At 71.8% G+C, this 18,402-nt stretch carries 12 protein-coding genes; 5 read left to right on the top strand and 7 right to left on the bottom strand.

From position 1 onward, the window contains the following. The first annotated feature begins 6 nt into the window (after nt 1-6). Entirely contained in the window at nt 7-1,509 is a 1,503-nt protein-coding gene (locus ACX9TP_RS33235; protein WP_482974660.1) for a DUF4388 domain-containing protein, read from the top strand. 7 nt (nt 1,510-1,516) lie between these two features. Here ACX9TP_RS33235 and ACX9TP_RS33230 read toward each other — a convergent pair whose 3' ends face one another. The 4 genes from ACX9TP_RS33230 to ACX9TP_RS33215 all read right to left on the bottom strand — a co-directional run bounded on the left by ACX9TP_RS33230 (nt 1,517) and on the right by ACX9TP_RS33215 (nt 4,937). Beyond that, nucleotides 1,517-1,891 carry a hypothetical protein gene (locus tag ACX9TP_RS33230; protein ID WP_482974659.1) on the bottom strand — a complete coding sequence of 125 codons (375 nt, stop codon included), beginning with the start codon at nt 1,889-1,891 and terminating at the stop codon, nt 1,517-1,519. Beyond that, entirely contained in the window at nt 1,888-2,979 is a 1,092-nt protein-coding gene (locus ACX9TP_RS33225; protein WP_482974658.1) for a fatty acid desaturase family protein, read from the bottom strand. The genes ACX9TP_RS33230 and ACX9TP_RS33225 overlap by 4 nt, the downstream gene beginning before the upstream one ends. Nucleotides 2,980-3,111: 132 nt before the next feature. Then, entirely contained in the window at nt 3,112-4,098 is a 987-nt protein-coding gene (locus tag ACX9TP_RS33220; protein ID WP_482974657.1) for a DUF2278 family protein, read from the bottom strand. A gap of 65 nt (nt 4,099-4,163) precedes the next feature. Continuing rightward, complete coding sequence (locus tag ACX9TP_RS33215; RefSeq protein ID WP_482974656.1) at nt 4,164-4,937, bottom strand: alpha/beta hydrolase; 774 nt, start codon at nt 4,935-4,937, stop codon at nt 4,164-4,166. Between the two features lie 179 nt (nt 4,938-5,116). Between ACX9TP_RS33215 and ACX9TP_RS33210 the strand changes: the two genes are divergently transcribed. Continuing rightward, nucleotides 5,117-6,739: a sigma 54-interacting transcriptional regulator gene (locus ACX9TP_RS33210; protein ID WP_482974655.1), complete on the top strand. Its 1,623-nt coding sequence runs from the start codon at nt 5,117-5,119 to the stop codon at nt 6,737-6,739. Nucleotides 6,740-6,898: 159 nt separating this feature from the next. Continuing rightward, nucleotides 6,899-7,258, top strand: a complete 360-nt coding sequence (locus tag ACX9TP_RS33205; protein WP_482974654.1) for a hypothetical protein — start codon at nt 6,899-6,901, stop codon at nt 7,256-7,258. 9 nt (nt 7,259-7,267) lie between these two features. Here ACX9TP_RS33205 and ACX9TP_RS33200 read toward each other — a convergent pair whose 3' ends face one another. The 3 genes from ACX9TP_RS33200 to ACX9TP_RS33190 form a co-directional block, all read right to left on the bottom strand. Next, nucleotides 7,268-10,954, bottom strand: a complete 3,687-nt coding sequence (locus ACX9TP_RS33200) for a protein kinase domain-containing protein (protein WP_482974653.1) — start codon at nt 10,952-10,954, stop codon at nt 7,268-7,270. 110 nt (nt 10,955-11,064) lie between these two features. Further along, nucleotides 11,065-14,925 carry a DUF4215 domain-containing protein gene (locus ACX9TP_RS33195; RefSeq protein WP_482974652.1) on the bottom strand — a complete coding sequence of 1,287 codons (3,861 nt, stop codon included), beginning with the start codon at nt 14,923-14,925 and terminating at the stop codon, nt 11,065-11,067. An 11-nt stretch (nt 14,926-14,936) separates the two neighbouring features. Further along, the gene (locus ACX9TP_RS33190; protein WP_482974651.1) at nt 14,937-16,781 is read right to left on the bottom strand and encodes an OmpA family protein; all 1,845 of its coding nucleotides are present in this window, start codon (nt 16,779-16,781) and stop codon (nt 14,937-14,939) included. 417 nt (nt 16,782-17,198) lie between these two features. On the opposite strand from ACX9TP_RS33190, the gene ACX9TP_RS33185 reads away from it, so the two are divergent. Both ACX9TP_RS33185 and ACX9TP_RS33180 read left to right on the top strand, forming a co-directional pair. Continuing rightward, nucleotides 17,199-17,864, top strand: coding sequence for a pilus assembly FimT family protein (locus ACX9TP_RS33185; RefSeq protein ID WP_482974650.1), 666 nt, complete (start codon nt 17,199-17,201; stop codon nt 17,862-17,864). Further along, complete coding sequence (locus ACX9TP_RS33180; protein ID WP_482974649.1) at nt 17,861-18,394, top strand: type IV pilus modification PilV family protein; 534 nt, start codon at nt 17,861-17,863, stop codon at nt 18,392-18,394. Before ACX9TP_RS33185 ends, ACX9TP_RS33180 begins: the two co-directional genes overlap by 4 nt. The last annotated feature ends 8 nt before the right edge of the window (nt 18,395-18,402 follow it).

Below are 18,402 nucleotides of genomic sequence, written 5' to 3'. Positions count from 1 at the left end.
ATCCACGTGGCCCAGGTCCGGAAGATCCTGATCGCCGACCCCGACCTCGAGTCCGTGCGCTCGCTGTCGCGCGCGCTGCGCACCAAGGGCTACCAGGTGCACTACGCGCCGGATGGCTCACGCGCGCTGGAGGTGGCCGTGCTGCGCCACCCGGACCTCACGCTGTTCGACGAGGGCTGCCGGCTGCTGGATGCGCGGACCTTCATCCAGATTCTGCGCACCAACCCGCGCACCGAAGACATCCCGGTGGTGCTCACCACCTCGAGCTTCGACTCGGACCGGCAGCGGGGCCTGCGCGACGGCTACCTGCGCAAGCCCTTCAACCTGGACGAGGTGCTCAGCCGGATTGAGCACATCTTCCGGCGCAGCGAGGCCGCCAAGGACCTCAAGAGCGAGCAGCAGGAAATCGAAGGCTCGCTCAGCCAGCTCAGCATCCCGGACCTGATGCAGCTGCTGGGCATGAACAAGCGCAGCGGCCGGCTGGCGCTGGAGCGCGGCAACGACCGGGGCGAAATCTTCGTCGTCGACGGCCGCCCCGTGAATGCGAAGCTGGGGCGCGTGGAAGGGGAGAAGGCGCTGTTCCGCCTGCTGGCGTGGGCGGATGGCACCTTCACCTTCTCGCCGGGGACGAACGCGGCCAGGCCCCGCATCAACCGCGGCATGGATGACGCGCTGCTGGAGGGCATGCGGCAGTCGGACGAGGTGAACCGGCTGATGCCGGGCCTGCCGCCGCGCCACACGCGGCTGATGCTGGCGCCGGACGTGGACCTGTCGCAGGACCAGCACCCGGTGACGGCGCAGGTGGTGGGCCTGCTGCGCCAGCCGCGCGCGCTGGGCGAGGTGCTGGACCTGGCGCCGGCCACGGACCTGGAAGTGCTGAGCGTGCTGTCCGCGCTGATGCAGCGGGGCGTGGCGCGGGCGGTGGACTCGGACGGCTCGGACGCCAGCGCCAGCGAGCTGCTGGGCGCGGCGGAGGTGCACGCGCTGCGCGGGCGCATCCTCCGGACGCGGGCGACGCCGGCGAAGGTGGCCACCGCGAAGGTGTTCGTCTGCGGCAGCGGCGCGGCGGCGGCGCGGCGGATTCTGGCGAGGCTGCCGGGGCTGGAGGCGCTGTCCGCCGAGCCCACCGCCGTGAAGAGCGGCTTCGGCACGCTGGGCCGGCTGGTGCTCAGCGAGGTGCTGCGCCTGGACTTCTGCGTGCTGCCTCCCGCGGAGGCGGCGCGGCCCTTGTGGCGGCCCTTCACGGCGGGCGCGGTGGGCGCGCTGCTGCTCGACGTGTCCGAGCCCGCCGTGCGCCTGGCGCACTACCTCTCGTGGGACGTGCGCATGCCCGTGGTGGTGGTGGGCGCGGAGGTGCCCGGGCCGCTGCAGGGGGCGCCCGCGGGCGCGCTGGGCGTGAATGACGACCTGTCCGAGGCGCTGCGCGCGCTGCTCGTCCAGGCGCTCAACCCGGCGCCCACGCTGCCCGGAGTGACGCAGGCGCAGCGGCTCACCGCGTCCGCGGTGTAGCCACGGCTCACCAGTAGCGGCGAGGCGGCGGCGCGGGAGGCGGTGGCGCCGCGGGCAGCGGCTCGAGCATGCCGAGCTTCAGCAGCCGCTCGACGGCCGTTTTGACTTCCTTCGCGGTGGTGCCGCAGCCATCGAGGTTGCGCGTCGCTTCCGCGACGGTGCGCTCTCCGGCGGCGAACTCCACGAGGTAGAGCCCGTCGTCGGGGGGAAGCCCCAGCGTGGTCCCCCAGGAAGCCCGGGCCGCGTCGAACTGGGCGCGCCCGGTGCCGCTCTTCGCCGATTCAATCATGGCCGCATACGACGCCGCGGCCTCGCTGCCCTTCGGCGAGAGGCGGAACTTCTGCGCGCGTCCGTACCGAACCTTCTCCGCTTCTTCACTCATACCGCACCCTCGATGACGGGCTGTCCCATCCGCTTGAGCCAGCGCACGTGGCTCTTCAATGCCGCACCCACGCTCGTGTTCACCCGGTAGGGGACGCCGTGCTTGCGGCAGGTGTCCTCGACGATGCGCGAGAGCGCCGGGTAGTGCAGGTGACACACGCGCGGGAAGAGGTGGTGCTCCACCTGGAAGTTGAGTCCACCCAGATACCAGCTCACCAGCCAATTGCCCCGCGCGAAGTCCACCGTGGAGCCAATCTGGTGTGTCGCCCAGTCGTGGGGGATGGAGTGGCTGTGCTGCGGCACCTCGGTGAAGACGGCCTCTTCTACACAGTGCGCGAGCTGGAACACCGTCGCCAGCGTCAGCCCGAGCACGAAGGCGGTGAGCGCGTAGGCGAGCGCCACCTGCCAGAGCGGGTGGAAGAGCAGGGGCACCACGAGCGTCCAGCCGTAGAAGAGCGCCTTGCCGACGAGCACCCCGGCGAGCTTGCGCCCCGAGGGGCGTGGCATCTTCTGCCGGCCGATGCGGCCGGTGACCAGGTCCTTGAAGTCGTCGATGAAGTGCCACTTCACCGACAGCAGTCCGTAGAGCACCCAGATGTAGAGGTGCTGGAAGCGATGGGCCGCGTGCAGCTTCTGGCCCGGGGCAATCCGGCACAGCGGCTGGATGTCGATGTCCTCGTCCAGGCCGACGACGTTGGGATGGCTGTGGTGGAAGATGTTGTGCTTCCAACCCCACACGTAAGAGGAGCCGCCGACGATATCCAGCGTCCAGCCGAGCAGCCGGTTGATGCTCCGTCGGTTCGAATAGCTGCCGTGGTTGGCGTCATGCTGGATGCTGAAGCCGATGCCGGCGATGGCCAGCCCGAGCGACACGCACCCGGCCACGACACCCCACACGTTGGTGGCACCGAAGACGAGCCAGGCGTACGAGGCTGCGCACCAGCCGAGGATGACCGCGGTCTTCAGGTACATGCCCGGCAGGTCCCGGGCGGAGCGACCGCTTGCTTCCAGGTACTGCTCCACTCGCGCCTTGAGGTCCTGATGGAAGGGCCCCGACTCCAGGAACTTCGCCTTCGTTGCTTGCGACAACGTTCACCCGCTCTCACGCCACCGACGCCACCACCGCTGGAGCGGGAGGCCGCGCCGGGAGAATTCCCGCGCGGCCCTCGCCTGCCTGGTGCCGAAGTCCTTCGTAACACATCAGGACGTGAGGCTGTTCCGCTAGAAGACGACCGTCCACCCGGGACGGGCCTGCGACTTCACATACGAGACGCCGTCGATCTTCAACCCCTGGTCGTCGAGCAGCGAGATGATGCCGCCGTTGTTCGACAGCTCCAGGGGCTTGCTCACCGGCAGCAGCCGCGTGGCGCCCGGCGGCAGGTCTCCGCTCAGGGGCTGCTTGTGCTTGTTCTTGTCCACGAGCGCCCACCCATCGAGTGACACCGGCACGGGTGAGGTGTTGAGCAGGGTGATGGTCTCCCGCTCGGGCGAGCGCGTGTCGTTGACGAGCGCGGCGATGATGCGCACCGCGCCGTCGTGGGTGACGGGGATGGTGCCGTCGAGGGTGTGGCCCGTCCTGTCGTCGGTGTGCCACGACTGCGACTGGAACTTGAGGAAGATGCCCACCCATTGCTGCGTCGCGGGGAGGTGGATGAGCACTCCGCCGTCCTGATGGACGCCGTCCTGGGCGGCGAAGGACGGGTGGTTGCCCTGGTTCATGTGGATGTCGTGGATGCCTCGGCCGGGCTTGAAGTGGAAGTACTTGTCCGCAATCTCCGGCTCCGGGCCCCACGGTTCTCCGAAGGCATAGACCTGGGCCTGCGTGTCCCGCACCGCGCGCTGGAAGTAGTGGTCCAGCTTCTCGTTCAAGTCATTGTCCGGCCCGGGGAGGTTGGGCGGCAGGGGCGTCATGCCGTCGCGGTCGAAGAGGTTGCCGCGGATGTAGTCGAGCGCGAGCCCACCCGCGCTGCTGGGGATGGACGAGAAGCCGGGAGGCAGCGCTTCGAGCGTCTCCGCGAGAGGATGCTGGAAGTGCTCGTCGACGAGGTACTGAAGGTCCGAGGGCGGGAGCTTCGAGCTGACGTTGACCGCGATGCGGTAGTGCACCCCCTGGGCCACGATGCGCACCTGGTAGTGGGGGCTCGGTCCGAAGCCCAGCTGCATCTCGGTGGCCGAGCCCTTCAAGACTCCATATTTCTTCAGCGGCATGTGCGCTCCCTCCTGTTTCTCGGGAGGGAGTGGACCGGGAGCGGATGTGACGCTGGGAGCCGGGGCTACCCCAGCAGCCAGCCCATCGCCTCCGGGAGCCTGCGCTGCCAGTCCCGCTCGTGGTGCTGGCCCCCAGGCTCGAGCACCAGGCGCAATTCGTGGTCCGCGTAGCCCAGGTGCTGGAGGTGGCGGTGGAAGTTCCGCGTGGCCTCGCCATAGCGCATGACGTAGCCCACGGGGTCCACCGTCTCGTCGGTGCCCGCGTCCAGGTAGATGCGTGACCATCGGCGCGTGTGGGCCGTCCACTCGCCGAAGAGCCGGTCCCAGCCCCACATCACGGAAGGCGACAGCGCGCCGATGCGGCCGAAGAGGTCCGGGTACCGCCAGCCGAGGTGCAGCGACATCAGGCCGCCGAGCGACGCGCCCATGAGGCCCGTCCACTCGGGCCCCTGGCGCGTGCGGTAGACGCCGTCGACCCAGGGCTTGAGCGTGTCGACGAGGAAGCGGACGAAGGGCTCGCTGCGGGCGGGGATGTCGCCGCGCGGCTCGGGCCAGGGGGAGTACTCGGCGAGCCTGTCGTGCGTGGAGTCCACCGCGACGATGAGCCACGGGCCGATGCGGCCCTCGGAGACCAGGCGCTCCAGCACGTGGTTCGCGCACCAGGTGTCGAAGAGCGCTGACTCCGGGTGGGCGAAGACATTCTGTCCGTCGTGCATGTAGAGCACGGGGAAGCGCCGCTCGGGCTCGGCGTCGTACGCGTCCGGCGTGTAGATGCGCACGGTGCGGGTGCGCCCCTCCTGGGGAGAGGCGAAGTCTCGGATGATGTGGACGTGTCCCATGGGCTTTTCGGCGCGGAAGATAGATGGCGCCCCCGCGGCTCGCCAGCCCGGCCCGGGGGCGGTGTTCACCTGCGACGTCAGGCCCGTGCTCACGTCCTGTCGGAAGCCGGGCGGACTCGCCTGCCCGATGCACAGAGGCCGTGCGCTATCGGCCCAGCAGAGGTATCAAGGCCCGACGCATGCCCACGAAGCAGCCGCTCCCCGCCGACATGTCGACGCCCCCTGGACGGGATCCGGGACGGCAGACTCCGTCCGTGCGCGGTCTGCCGGCGCTGACGGTGGTGGCCCACCCGCAGCTCCAGCGCGTCGGAGACCAGCTGTTGCTGGAGACGCTGGTCACCGACGGCAGGCCCGTGCCGCTGTCTCGCAATGCTCCGGACTTCGCGCGCCCCGGCGGGCTGCTGTCCATGCCCCTCGGGGACCCGTTCATCAGCCGCACGCCCATCCAGCTGGAGCCCGGGCCTCGCGGCGGCGTGCGGCTGCGCGTGCCCGAGGATGCGACACAGGTGCGCGTGGCCTGGGAGCCCGTCACCGGCGGTCGCGACTTCTCCCCCGAGGAGCTCTCCCTCGGCGTGCCGCTCGTGCTCGCCGACCGCGTGGTGCTGCTGCTCCACCGGACGTCGACCGGTCAGGCCACTGGCGCGGAGGACCTGGGCATCGTGGGGCAGGGCGAGAGCATCCGCCAGGTGCGCGAGGACATCGCCCGCGTCGCCGACCTGAACGTCCCCGTGCTCATCCGCGGCGAGACGGGCACGGGCAAGGAGCTGGTGGCGCGCGCCATCCACGAGCGGGGTCCGCGCCGCGCGGGCCCCTTCGTGAGCGTCAACCTGGGCGCGCTGGCGAAGGAGCTCGCCGCCGCCGAGCTGTTCGGCGCGCAGCGTGGCGCGTACACCGGCGCCACGAGAGACCGCGAGGGCCTGGTCCGCGCCGCCCACGGGGGAACGCTCTTCCTCGACGAGGTGGGCGAGGCGCCCCCCGAGGTGCAGGCCGCCCTGTTGCGCGTGCTGGAGACGGGCGAGGTCTTCCCCGTGGGCGGCCACGAGCCCGTCCGCGTCGACGTGCGGCTCGTCTCCGCCACCGACGCCAACCTGGAGGCGCGCATCCAGGAGCGGCTCTTCAAGGCCCCGCTGCTGCACCGGCTCGCCGGCTTCGAAATCCAGATGCCTCCGCTGCGCGCGCGCCGCGAGGACATCGGTCCGCTCTTCCTGCACTTCGCCCGGCAGGAGCTGGAGGCCACGGGCGAGGCGGGGCAGCTGTCGTCCTCGGAGCCTCGCACCCAGCCCTGGCTGCCCGCGGCCCTGGCCGTGCGGCTGGTGCGCTACGCGTGGCCCGGCAACGTGCGGCAATTGCGCAACGTCGCCCGGCAGCTCGTCATCGGCAGCCGGGGAATGCCGCGCCTGCGCGCCGACGCGCGCCTGGAGCAGACGCTCGACGCGGAAGCCCTGCCCGTGCCCGGCAGTCCCATGGAGGCGCTGGTGCCCCCCGCCGCCCCGGAGGCTCCCGAGGTGAAGACCTCGCGGCGCAAGCCCGCGGAAGTGGGGGAGCGGGAGCTGCTGGAGGCCCTGCGCGCCTGCTCGTGGGACCTCAAGGCCACCGCGGACTGGCTGGGCATTCCCCGCCCGTCCGTCTACGTGCTCATCGACAAGAGCTCGCTGATTCGCACCGCGCGGGATTTGAGCGCGGAGGAAATCACCCGCTGCTTCCACGAGTGCGGGGGAGACCTGGACCAGATGGTGCAGCGGCTGGAGGTCTCCAGGCGCGCCCTCCAGCGCCGCGTACGCGAGCTGGGCCTGGACGCATGACGCGTCAACACCGGGCCTGACGCACCGGATGACGTGTCCACCGCGCTTCCCATGCGGGCGGGACACCGTGACTAGAGTGGGAAGGCCGCTGGTACATTGCCTGCAACGCTCGCGGCGACAACGTCCTTCAGCCCCCCAAGCGGGGAGGAGCCAAGGCCCATGGGCAGCATCACCATCACCATCGATAGCAACGGGGACATCCGTTATTCGCCGAGCCCCGTCGTCTGGCGCGGCGACTCGGTGACCTTCAAACTCCAGGACATCCCCGGCCAGGTCGAGGTGAAGTTCGACAACGCCAGCTGCCTCAGCCCGCCGGGGCCCTACGAGCTGAATGGCGGCTCGCTGGCGACGTCGTCGTCCCAGGAGACTGTCACCTCGAACGCCGACCCGGGCCCGTACCCCTTCACGGTGACCATCTACGGCGACACCGCGCGCAGCAAGCTGGGCGGGGATCATGAGGTGAAGAAGGGCGGCATCGACGTGTCGACGGAGCCGCCGACCGACCCCAGGAAGAAGTAGCGGCGCCGGTCAGGGCGTGGGAGGGCCAGCCAGCCGCTCCGATGACGGAGGGAGCAGGCCCTGCCACGCGGGCACGAGGTGCGGGTTGTGGGCCAGGGCCCCCTCCAGGTCCTCCCGCGCCTCGTCGCTCCACGCCTGCCGTTGTCCGGCGGGCGCGCTCGTCCGGGCCAGTGCCAGCAGCACGCTGGCGCGCAGCACCCGTGCCCGTGCCCAGCGGGGCCGCGCGGACAGCACGTGCCTGGCCAGCTCCAGGCCTCGCTGCAACGCCGGAGTCGAATCTCCGCCCTGGCGCTCCTGCCACTCCGCCCACTGGCGATGGAAGTGCCCGGCGGCCAGCCGGTACTCCAGCTGCGCGGGCGCCAGCTCCAGCGCCTGTCGGAAGGCCGCTTCCGCCTCCTCGAAGTCCGCGTCCCGGGCCGAGCCCTGCCGGGCCAGCCACAGGGCCCGCACGGCACGGACCGCGCCGAGGTACCGCCACGCGCTGCCCAGGCGTGGATTGAGGACCCGTGCGCGTGCCAGCGCCTCCTCGGCGCGGGCCACGGCGCGCCGCGGGTCTCCTCCACGCTCCTGCGTCCACGTGGCATTCACGCCGTGCGCCCGCCCGAGGTTGGCCCAGAGGTCGGCATCGTCGGGCATCAGCTCGAGCGCGCGCTGGTAGGCCTCCACGGCCGCGCGGACGCTCGCACCCGGGTCTTCGCGCTGGGCGAGCTGGAACGTGGCGCGCATGGCCCAGACCTCACCCAGGTTGTTGTAGCCGTAGGCATGCTGCGGGGCCACCGTCCGCGCCTGCTCGAAGGCCCGCTGGGCGGCGGCGAGCAGAGGCTCGGGGTCGCCGCCGTCCTCCCAGCGCAGCTCCGCCTGCGACAGCAGCGTCGAGCCCAGCCCGTTGTGCAGCTGTGGAAGCTTCGCGTTGACGGTCAGTCCCTGGCGGTAGAGCGCCTGCGCCTTCTCCAGGTCCGGGCCGGGGTCCTCGCCCCGGTCCAGGTGCCAGCGCGCGAGCTGTTCGGAGACGTCCGCGCCCTGGAAGCAGGCCGCGATGTTGCGTGGGTTGAGGGCCAGGGCCCGATCGAGCGCCTCCCGCGCCCGCGTCAGGTCGCCCGGCGCATCCGGCGCGTGGGGATGCGCGGCCCGCCTGCCCAGGGCACTCCCCAGGTTGATCCACGCATCCGGATACTGCTCTCGCAGGAGGATGGCCGCGCGGTACTCCTCGATGGCGCGGTCCTGGTGGGCGAGCGGGTCCTCTCCGTGCTCGGCCTCGTAGTCGGCCCACACCTGGTACGTCAGGCCCAGGTTGATGTGGAAGGCGTAGTCGCGCTCCTCGGGGCGGAGGCGCTCGAAGGACTCGATGGAGAGCCGGAGCTGCTCGCGAGGGTCCTGTCCGTGCCGCTGCCGGTGTCGCGCCCAGACCCGGTACGTCAGGGCCAGCTCCAGCGGCACGCGGGCTCCGGGAGGCGCCACCGCCTGCGCGGTGCTCGCGGCGTCGATGGCCTTCTGCAGCAGCGGCTCCACGTCCGGCTCCCCTTTCAGGGCGCGCTGCTCCGCGAGTCGCCGGTGGAACCTCGCCATCCCCACCAGCGCGCGGGCGTCGTCCGGCGCGGCCGCGAGCGCGCGTGACATGGACTCCAGCCCCCGCTCGTAGGGAGGAAGGATGTTGCCCTCGCCGTACAGCTCCATGATGAGCGCGGCCAGCTCCAGCCGTCCCAGCGCGTAGTGCGCGGCGGGCTGGCTGTCGGCGATGGTGATGGCGGTGGCATACGCCCGACGTCCGGTGTCCAGGTCCGCCTGCGAGCCGACGCGGTCACCCGTGTTCCAGCGCTGCGTGGCCCGGGCGAGGAGGATGTCGCCGCGCAGGAGCGGCGCCTCGTAGAACCAGGGCAGCGCGCGGCCCATCGCGTCCAGGTGCGCCAGCGCCTCCTCGTGACGGTCCTCGTAGAAGGCGAACAGCGCCCGCACGTAGAGGGGCGGGGCCGGGACGTCGGGCCCTTCCGCCTGGCGGAGGTACACGAGCGCCGGGTCCCTGTAGCGCTGCTCCAATTCGCGGCGGCGGGCCTCGCGCGCCTCGGGGGTGCGGCGCTCCACGTCCAGGAGGAGCTGCTCGCGGTACTGCTCTCCCAGCACCCACGCCAGCGCCCAGGCCACGCGCGGCTCGCGGTAGCCGAGCGCCCACGCGGACTCGAGCCGAGCGCGCGCGCCCTCGCGGTCATCCAGCACGAGCAGCGCGCGCCCCAGCGCGTACTGGCCGGGCCCCCGCGCCTGCCGCCCGGCCTCGCGCACCTCGGCCTCCAGCGCCTCCATGCTCTCGCGCAGCGCCCGCCGGTCCTCGCGCGTGTCGTGCAGCGGTGAGAGCGCGGAGTAGCGCGCCGAGGCCTCGATACGCTCCACGCGCTCGGTGAAGCGGCGGGCCAGCCGCTCGCGCTCGGCGACTTCACTTCGCGCCACCACCGCCTGTCCCAGGGCCAGCGTCACCACCGTCAGCGCGGCGGCGCCCAGCGCCAGCGCCAGCCTGTGCTTGCGGGCCTTCCTGCGCAGCTGGTAGCCGAGCCCGCGGCGCGCCAGCACCGGCTCGCCTTCCAGGAAGCGGCCCAGGTCCTCCGCCAGCGCGCGCGCCGAGTCGTAGCGGGCGGGCCGCTCCTTCTCCAGGCACTTGAGGACGATGGCCTCCAGGTCCTCGGGGATGTCCGCGTCCAGCGAGCGCGGCGGTGGAGGCTCCTCCGTCTGGAGGCGGGTGAGGACCTCCTTCTCCGTGTCACCGGGGAAGGGCGGGCGCCCGGTGAGCAGCAGGTACAGCGTGGCGCCCAGGGCATAGACGTCCACGCGCCTGTCGAGCCGGGACACCTCGCCCCGGGCCTGCTCCGGCGCCATGTAGTGCGGCGTGCCCAGCACCTGGTGCGAGGCCCCGCCCTCGTCCCGTCCCTCGCGCGCGAGGCCGAAGTCCATGACGAAGGGAGACAGGCCCCCGTCCTCGGTGCGCTCCACGACGATGTTGCCGGGCTTGATGTCGCGGTGGATGAGGCCGGCGCGGTGGGCCGCGTGCACGCCCTCGGCGGCCTGGCGCAGCACCAGCACCTTCTGCTCCAGCGTGAGCGTGCCCGAGAGCTGCCCCAGCGTCCGGCCGTCCACGTACCGCATGGCGATGTAGCCGCGGCCGCGCACCTCGCCGACCTCGTACACCTCGCACACGCGCTCGTGCCGCACGCGCGCCTGGGCGCGGGCCTCGGACAGGAAGCGCCGGGCCTGCTCCGGGTGCGCGCCGCGCACGAACTTCAGCGCGACGTTGCGCCGCAGCATCGGGTCATACGCCAGGAACACCTGCCCCATGCCGCCCTGGCCGAGGAAGCGCACCGGCTGGTAGCGCTCCCACTCCGGCACGGGGAAGTCGGGCACCTGGGAGCCGCCCTCTGGCACCACCTCGCCGGGGGTGGGGGGCGTCAGCGTGTCGGCCTCCTCGGGCCGGGCGCCTCCGCCGTCCGTGTGCTCCCCACCCGCATGCGCCCGGGGTGTCAGCTCCTCGCGCAGCAGGTGCAGGGTGTCCTCCGTGAGGCGGCCCCGCTCTCTCAGCAGCTGCAGGGGGCCGCGTTCCAGACGGAGTGCCTCCTCACGCAGGGCGGCGGCCTCTTCATGGGAGACCAGCCCTTCATCCAGCGCGAGGAGCAGCTCCTCTTCGAACAACTCGACTTCACGGCCCACCGCATGCACCGGGGCAGCATACGGGCTGGCCCCGGTGCGGCGGGAGACCCGCCGGGAGGCCCTCGGGCCCAGAGGGGGTAGGGCCCAGTGAGGGGAGGTGGGCCTCCCAGCGGTCTCGACTACTTCCGCGCACCCTCCGGCCGGCGGTTGCGCCGGCGGAGGCCGAGCAGGGCCAGCAGGGCCAGTCCGGACGAGGCCGGCGCCGCGCTGCAGCCGCCGCCCGCGAAGGCGCGGGTGATCTGCTCCACCGTCCAGTTGTAGACGGCGGGCGAGGCGTCCACGTTGCCCGCCGCGTCCACGGAGCGCACGCGCAGGGTGTGCTCACCCAGCCCGACGTCGTAGCGGTCCTCGCACGGGACGTAGGCGCCGCCGTCCAGGCTGCACTCGTAGCGCACGCCGTCCTCGGTGGAGGCGTAGTCGAACGAGGCGTCCCCGTCGGTGGTGAGCGAGCGCGGCCCGCGGGGGATGGAGGTGTCCGGCACCTGGGTGTCGATGGTGAAGGTGTCCGTGTTCGACGTGGGGCCGGTGTTGCCGGCCGCGTCGGTGGCCGTAGCCGTCACGGTGTGCTCGCCGTCCGCCATGGGCGTGGTCGGCACGCAGCTCCACGCGCCGGTGTCGCTGGCGACGGCCGTGCACAGCACCGTGTTGCCCTCGCGCACCGTCACCGTGCTGCCCGGCTCCGCCGTGCCCGTCAGCGTGGGCGTGGAGGTGGACAGCACCGAGCCCGGGGTGGGGCCGGTGATGACCGGCGCGGCGGGCGGCGTGGTGTCGACCGGGGTGGGGCCGGCGACGGTGATGTTCACCGCCGGGGCCGGCTCCGTGGCGCTCAGGGTGGTGGAGGTGAGCACCACCGAGTGCGTGCCATCCGCGACATCGCCCAGGTCACACGTCCAGTGACCCGTGGCGTCCACGACGGCGGTGCAGGCAGGCGTGTTGCTCCCGTCGACGTAGACGAGGACGGTGGCGCCCGGTGAGCCGGTGCCGCCGATGGGGCCCTCCGTGGTGCCGCCCGTGCCGGGGCTGGTGAGCACCGGGATGAGCTGGCAGATGGACAGCGCGTCCACGCGGTACGTCACCGCCGTCTCGGTGTTGTTGTTCTGGTCGCAGTCGGTGTCCACCAGGGCCAGGCGCACGTCGCCCGTGGCCGCGTCGAAGTCACGCGACAGCGGGAAGCCCAGCGTCATCGCGGCGTTGCGCGTGGTGGAGGCGGGCCCGCCCACCGGGACGCCACCCTGGGAGAAGCCCTGCGTCCCGGTGCCCGGGTCGGCGTTGACGCCGAAGATGCCCGGGTACCAGTTGCTGGCACCCGAGTAGCTCACCGCGCCGGCCACGTAGTGCATGCGGTAGCGGCCCGGCACGCTCAGCGCGGCCTGGACGGCGCCGGCGGGCAGGGTCGGGTTGTTGATGTCCGACACCTGGGTGCACTGGCTGCGGCCCAGGCGGGTGAAGAAGGTGCTCACCCCCGTGTTCTGGCAGCCGTACCCGCTCTGCGTCGTGCAGGTGGCGCTGCAGCCGTCACCCGCGGTGGTGTTGCCGTCGTCGCACGCCTCGGAGGCGGCCTTGACGCCGTCGCCGCACGTCACCGCGCACACCGACGGGTTGCCGGTGCAGCTGTAGCCCGCCTCGAGGGTGCAGGACGCGCCGCAGCCGTCGCCGGTGGCGGTGTTGCCGTCGTCGCACAGCTCGCCCTCGTCCAGCGCGCCGTTGCCGCAGTTGGTGAGGACGTCGCAGCGGTTGGTGTTGGGGTTGCAGTAACCGCTGTCGCAGACGCCGGAGGCCGCGCACGTCTGGCCCACCTCCCACAGGCAGCGCGGCGAGCAGGTGTCCCCGCCGGACAGGTTGCCGTCGTCGCACACCTCGGTGCCGGCGACGACGCCGTCACCGCAGGAGGTGCGGCACTCGCTGGGCACTCCGCTGCACGAGTAGCCACTCTCCACGCGGCAGGTGCTGCTGCAGCCGTCGCCGTTGTCGGTGTCGTCGTCGTCGCACTCCTCGCCGGACTCCCGCGTGCCATTGCCGCAGGTGTTGAAGCACACGTTGCCCGGCGGGGGGCAGCTATAGCCCGGCTCCACCGCGCACTGGCCGTTGCAGCCGTCGCCCGCGGTGGTGTTGCCGTCGTCGCAGACCTCGGCGCCCGCGGTGATGCCGTCGCCGCAGAGGGTGATGCATTCGCTGGGCTGTTTCGTGCAGGAGTAGCCCACGTCCACGCGGCAGCCCGGCGAGCAGCCGTCGCCCGCGGTGGTGTTGCCGTCGTCGCACGTCTCGTTCACGTCCGTCACGCCGTTGCCGCACGTCTGGGTGCACACGGAAGCGCCGTTCGCCGGGGCGCTGCACGCATAGCCCGGCTCGACGCGGCACTCGGTGGCGCAGCCGTCCCCTGAATTGAGGTTGCCGTCATCGCACTGCTCGCCCGGGTTCACCGTGCCGTTGCCGCACGTCTTCGCGCAGGGCTGGCCCACGGTGGGGCAGGAGTAGCCCAGCTCCAGGGTGCAGGCGATGGAGCAGCCGTCGTTGAGCTGGGTGTTGCCGTCGTCGCACAGCTCGCCCGGGTCCAGCCGGCTGTTGCCGCACAGCGGGGCGCACGCGGACGGGGCGCCCGCGCACTCGTAGCCGCGCTCGATGCGGCACGCCGCGGAGCAGCCGTCCGAGCCGTTCAGGTTGCCGTCGTCGCACTGCTCGCCGGCGTTGATGGCGCCGTTGCCGCACGTCTCCAGGCAGGCCTGGCCCGGGTTGGGGCAGGCATGGCCGGCCTCGACGCGGCAGCTCGCGTTGCAGCCGTCGCCCGCGGTGGTGTTGCCGTCGTCGCACTGCTCACCGGGGTTCAGCGAGCCGTTGCCACACGTCTGCGCGCAGACGCTGGGTGCGCCCGTGCAGCCGTAGCCCGGCTCGATGGCGCAGCTGGAGCTGCAGCCGTCGCCGTTGGTGGTGTCGCCGTCGTCGCAGTCCTCGCGCAGCGAGATGACACCGTCACCGCAGCGGTCGTCGTACGCGTCCACGAAGAGGTAGCGGAAGGCGTTGGGCTCGGTGGTCTCGTTCTCGTTGCACAGCTCGATGCGGTTGAGGCCCGTGCGCCAGGGGGCGGTGGTGCCGAACTCGCGGAAGATGTTCTTCTGCCAGGGCTGGCCACCCGGGTCGTTCACCGTGACGGGCGTGACGGCCGTGCCGTTCACCCGTGCGCCGTCGAAGGCGTTGTCGTTGAACGTCGCCAGTCGCAGGCGGAACTGGGAGATGTTCGTCGTCGAGGGGACGATGAAGTCCTGGTACACGCAGGTGCTCTCGCCCAGGGGCGCCCGCATGTAGCGCGCCGTCTGGATTTCCTGCGGCCAGTCCTCGGCGTCTCGCACGTCGGTGGCGGCGCCCGTCGTCGTGCCCGTGTAGAACCAGTGCGGGTCCGCGCCGGACTCCAGGCGGCGGTTGTTCTGGTCCACGCCGGTGTTGAACACCGCGACGCCCGCCCTCACGCAGCGGCTGGGGCTGCCCGCGCAGGCGAAGCCGGGCTCCACCTCGCACTGGCGGCTGCAGCCGTCGCCCTCGAAGCGGTTGCCGTCGTCGCAGATTTCCTGGTCGAAGTTGGGGTACGGGCGGTTGTTGAAGACGCCGTTGCCGCACAGGGACAGGTCGCAGTTGGCCGTGCAGCCGTTGGCGCCCGCCGCGGTGTCGCCGTCGTCGCAGGCCTCGCCGGAGTTGGCGGCGTCGTTGCCGCACAGGCTCGCCAGGGAGCAGGCGCGGCCGGGGACGTGACAGAGGTAGCCCGACTCGATGGCGCCGGTGGCGGAACAGCCGTCGCCGGACACCGTGTTGCCGTCGTCACATTGCTCGCCGGGCTGGAGCCGGCCGTCGCCGACGAGCGACGAGGACTGGCTGGCCAGCACGGGGTCGGAGGGAGAGGGCTGCCCGGCGACGTCCGCCTCGCAGCCCGTCAGGGTGGACACCAGCGCGAGCGCCAGTGCCGCCGCTTTCAGGAAGACACGTGTAGTCATGGAATCTGGCCTCACTTCTCGATGGTGTCGGCGGTGGGGTTGCCCTGCTGCGTCGTCACGCCCACGGCGTCACCGACGATCTTGAACTCCACGCGGCGGTTCTTCGCGCGGCCTTCCTTGGTCTTGTTGTCGGCGATGGGCTGCTCCGGACCGAAGCCCTTCGGCTCCAGGCGCTCGCGCGCCACCGACTTGCCCACCAGGTACTGCGCCACCGCCTCCGCGCGACGCTGGGACAGGTCGCGGTTGTACTCGGCGCTGCCGGTGTTGTCGGTGTGGCCCTCGATGCGCAGCTTCTCGATTTCAGGGTGCGTGGCGAGGATGCTGGCCACCGTGTCCAGCAGCTTGAAGCTGCGGGGGCTGATGAGGTCCTTGTTGTTCTCGAAGTAGACCGTCTCCAGGACGCGAATCTGGCCCTCGCCAATCTGCGCCAGTTGCTTGCTCTTGCAGCCGTGGTTCTTCTCGGTGCCCGGCTCGTCGGGGCAGTTGTCCAGCCGGTCCACGAGGCCGTCGCTGTCGCGGTCCTTGTCCGGGCAGCCGCGGTTCTCCTTCGGGCCCGCCTCGTTGATGCAGGCGTCGCGCGCGTCGGCGAGGCCGTCCGCGTCGTTGTCCGGGTCCGGGCAGCCGTTGGTGTCCTCGAAGCCGTCCGCGTCCTCCGCCTCGCGCGGGCAGGCGTCCTTGGAGTCGGCGAGGCCGTCCTTGTCGGTGTCCGGGTCGTCCGGGCAGCCGTCTTCGTCCTCGACGCCGTTGCGGTTCTCCGGCTGGGAGGCGCAGCGGTCGGCCAGGTTGAGGATGCCGTCCTGGTCGTCGTCGCCGTCCGCGCAGCCGTCGAGCTGGGCGAGGCCCTTGGAAGCGGGGCAGCGGTCCGCGACGTTCTTCACGCCGTCACCGTCCACGTCGAGGTCGGGGCACTGCGCCACGTCGTACGGCTGGCCCTCCACGCAGCGGCGCGCCGCGCCGGACTCCGGGCCGAAGGTCATGCCCGCGAGCACGCGGAAGTTCGGGGTGCCGGGCGTCTGGCCGAAGCCGGGGCCGCCCATGATGTACACCTCGGAGTCGGGGCCGGTGCGCGCTCGCAGGCCGAGCAGCACCTCCATGGACTCCGGTGCGTCCGCGAAGGGAAGGGTGCCGCGCACCACCAACTCCTCCTTGAGGCCGAAGAGGCCGGCGGAGAGGTTGAGGCCGCCGTTCATCTCCACGCCCATCTCGTCGCGCAGCGGCTGCGTCGCGGGGGACAGGGCGTACGTCTTGGTGCGCACCAGCGCGCCCACGTCCGCGCCCACGCGCCAGGTGCCGCCCAGCGCCTTGCCCAGGCCCACGCGCGGCGAGAAGACGAAGCCATCGTCCTTGGTGAGCACCTCGGCGCTGCCCACGGGAAGCGCCACGCCCAGGTGCACGGCGAGGTCCAGCGGCCCCTCATCCGCCTCGGAGAGGATGCCCGCGCGGCCCTGCAGCCAGGGAGTGCCCAGGGCCGCCGTCTCCGGCGTCGCCACGCCCAGCGCCGCGGTGTCCGGACCCCACTGGGTGACGATGGGCACCTGCGCACCCAATTCGAGCCAGTCGGTGACGGCATACGCGCCGCTCAGGTGCACCGTCACGCGGTCGCTGACGATGACGCCCTGCCGCTCGTCGCGCTCGAGGAGCACCAGCGGCTCGTTCTCGTAGTGCGCGGTGAAGGCGAGGCGATACTGCCCCTTGTCGAGCAGGTCGCCGGTGGACAGCACGAGGCTGTCCTTTGCCGCGGGGTTGAGCTGCAGCCGCTCCAGCTCGATGCTGGGGATGCGCGCCTGGGCCTGGACACTGGATGCCCAGAGGACCGCCAGTCCCCCAAGCCAGAAATGATTCCTACGTAGAAACAAGATTTCCTCCACGTTCCGCGTGCCCCCCTCTGGTGCACGCGTCCCGCGCGCTGCTTACGGGGTTCGCGGCCCCTGTGCACGCAGTGAGCCATGCGCAAGGGGGAGGCACCTTCCGAGGGAGACCCACGCGCGACGGGCACCCGCGGCGGGCGGCGGGGCGGCGCCTGACGTGTCAGCCGCCCGGGGGTACGACACCCCACCGTGCATTGACGCGTCAGCCCCAGGTCGCTCCCCCCCACCGCGAGTCAATCCGGGCCGCTGCGAGCCCTGACTCCGGGTGTCATGGGTGGGTCACGAATACCCCGGCTCTCCTCTCATGAATTGAAACATCGGCATTATCTCCACCCCGGCCTGTGGCCATTCGGACGGTTCGGAGGGTCACCCTGGTGCGGCGCTTCTTTCTGCCAGGAGGAGACGATGGGCCGGCAACGCGCGTCGGGGTTCACGCTGCTGGAGGTCATGGTGGTGGTCGCCATCATCGGCATCCTCGCGGGCATCTCCGTCACCACCCTGTCGCGGATGCAGCCGCGAATGGATGTGATGGGGGCGCTGGACGACCTGTCGTCGACGCTCGCGCAGGCGCAGGCCCGGGCGCAGTCGCGGGGCGGGGACGTGTGGGTCGTCATCCTGCCCACGAGCGCGGGCACCACCACCCGTGCTCGCGGCGGCATCCTCGTCTACGAGGACCTGGACCGGGACCTCGCCTTCAGCTCCCTCACCGTCGACGACGCGGGGCGGCTCACCACCGCGCCGGAGCCGGATGACGAGGTGCTGTCGGAGACCTGGTACGGCGCCGAGCCCTTCCGGGGCCGCGTCCAGCTGGCGCTCAAGCCGGGCGAGGGCTTCACCCTCAACGCGCCGTTCTCCGGCGCGGCGGCCACCTGCAGCTTCTGCTCGAACGGCCCGGGCGGCTTCCGCGGCGCCATCATCTACCAGGCCAATGGCGAGGTGCGCCTCGTGGATGGCACCGGCGCCCCCGTGGCCAACGTCAACGCCGGCGTGGTGACGCTGTCGAGCGACTCCGCGCGGGGCGCGCTCGCCGTCGCGCCCGCCACCGGCTTCGCGCGGGTGACCCGGCCGTGAGACGCGCCACCCGCTCCCATTCCCTCCACCGGGGCACGTCGCTCGTCGAGGCCATGGTGGCCACCGCCGCGCTGCTGTTCGGCATGCTCGGCCTGCTGTCCGCGGACCTCATCTCCTTCCAGCAGAACGCGTACGCGGTGAAGCAGAACCAGGCGACGGCGCTCGCGCGCGACATGGCGGACACCGTGTCGCGGTGGAACTACGCCGACGCGCGCCTCGCCAACGACACCAGCAACGACACCCGGGTGCTGGAGAGCGGCGCCTCCTCCTCCGAGCCGGACTGGGGCGCGTACGAGCTGGACATGGCGACCGCGGCCGAGACGACGGCCACCAGCCGCACCCGCGTCCTCGACTCCACCAGCTTCCGGCGCCACGTCGCGCTGCGCCCCCTGCGCGACGGCACGACGCAGCTGGGCCTGCTGGTGAGCGCGGTGGTGTCCTGGCCCGAGGGGGGCCGGTGGCGCCAGGTGGTGCTCCACACGATGGTCTACGACCCGGCTGGCAACAACGCGCCGGTGCCGGGGCTGTGAGGCGCGAG

This window comes from Pyxidicoccus sp. M15 (assembly GCF_056858435.1).
This window is presented reverse-complemented; position numbering and strand designations above follow the sequence as displayed.

What these genes read in the sequence shown, in the direction of transcription:
- ACX9TP_RS33230 (WP_482974659.1), bottom strand. Translation starts at nt 1,891, where the DNA reads ATGAGTGAAGAAGCGGAGAAGGTTCGGTACGGACGCGCGCAGAAGTTC.
- ACX9TP_RS33220 (WP_482974657.1), bottom strand. Translation starts at nt 4,098, where the DNA reads ATGCCGCTGAAGAAATATGGAGTCTTGAAGGGCTCGGCCACCGAGATG.
- ACX9TP_RS33215 (WP_482974656.1), bottom strand. Translation starts at nt 4,937, where the DNA reads ATGGGACACGTCCACATCATCCGAGACTTCGCCTCTCCCCAGGAGGGG.
- ACX9TP_RS33210 (WP_482974655.1), top strand. Translation starts at nt 5,117, where the DNA reads ATGCCCACGAAGCAGCCGCTCCCCGCCGACATGTCGACGCCCCCTGGA.
- ACX9TP_RS33205 (WP_482974654.1), top strand. Translation starts at nt 6,899, where the DNA reads ATGGGCAGCATCACCATCACCATCGATAGCAACGGGGACATCCGTTAT.
- ACX9TP_RS33195 (WP_482974652.1), bottom strand. Translation starts at nt 14,925, where the DNA reads ATGACTACACGTGTCTTCCTGAAAGCGGCGGCACTGGCGCTCGCGCTG.
- ACX9TP_RS33185 (WP_482974650.1), top strand. Translation starts at nt 17,199, where the DNA reads ATGGGCCGGCAACGCGCGTCGGGGTTCACGCTGCTGGAGGTCATGGTG.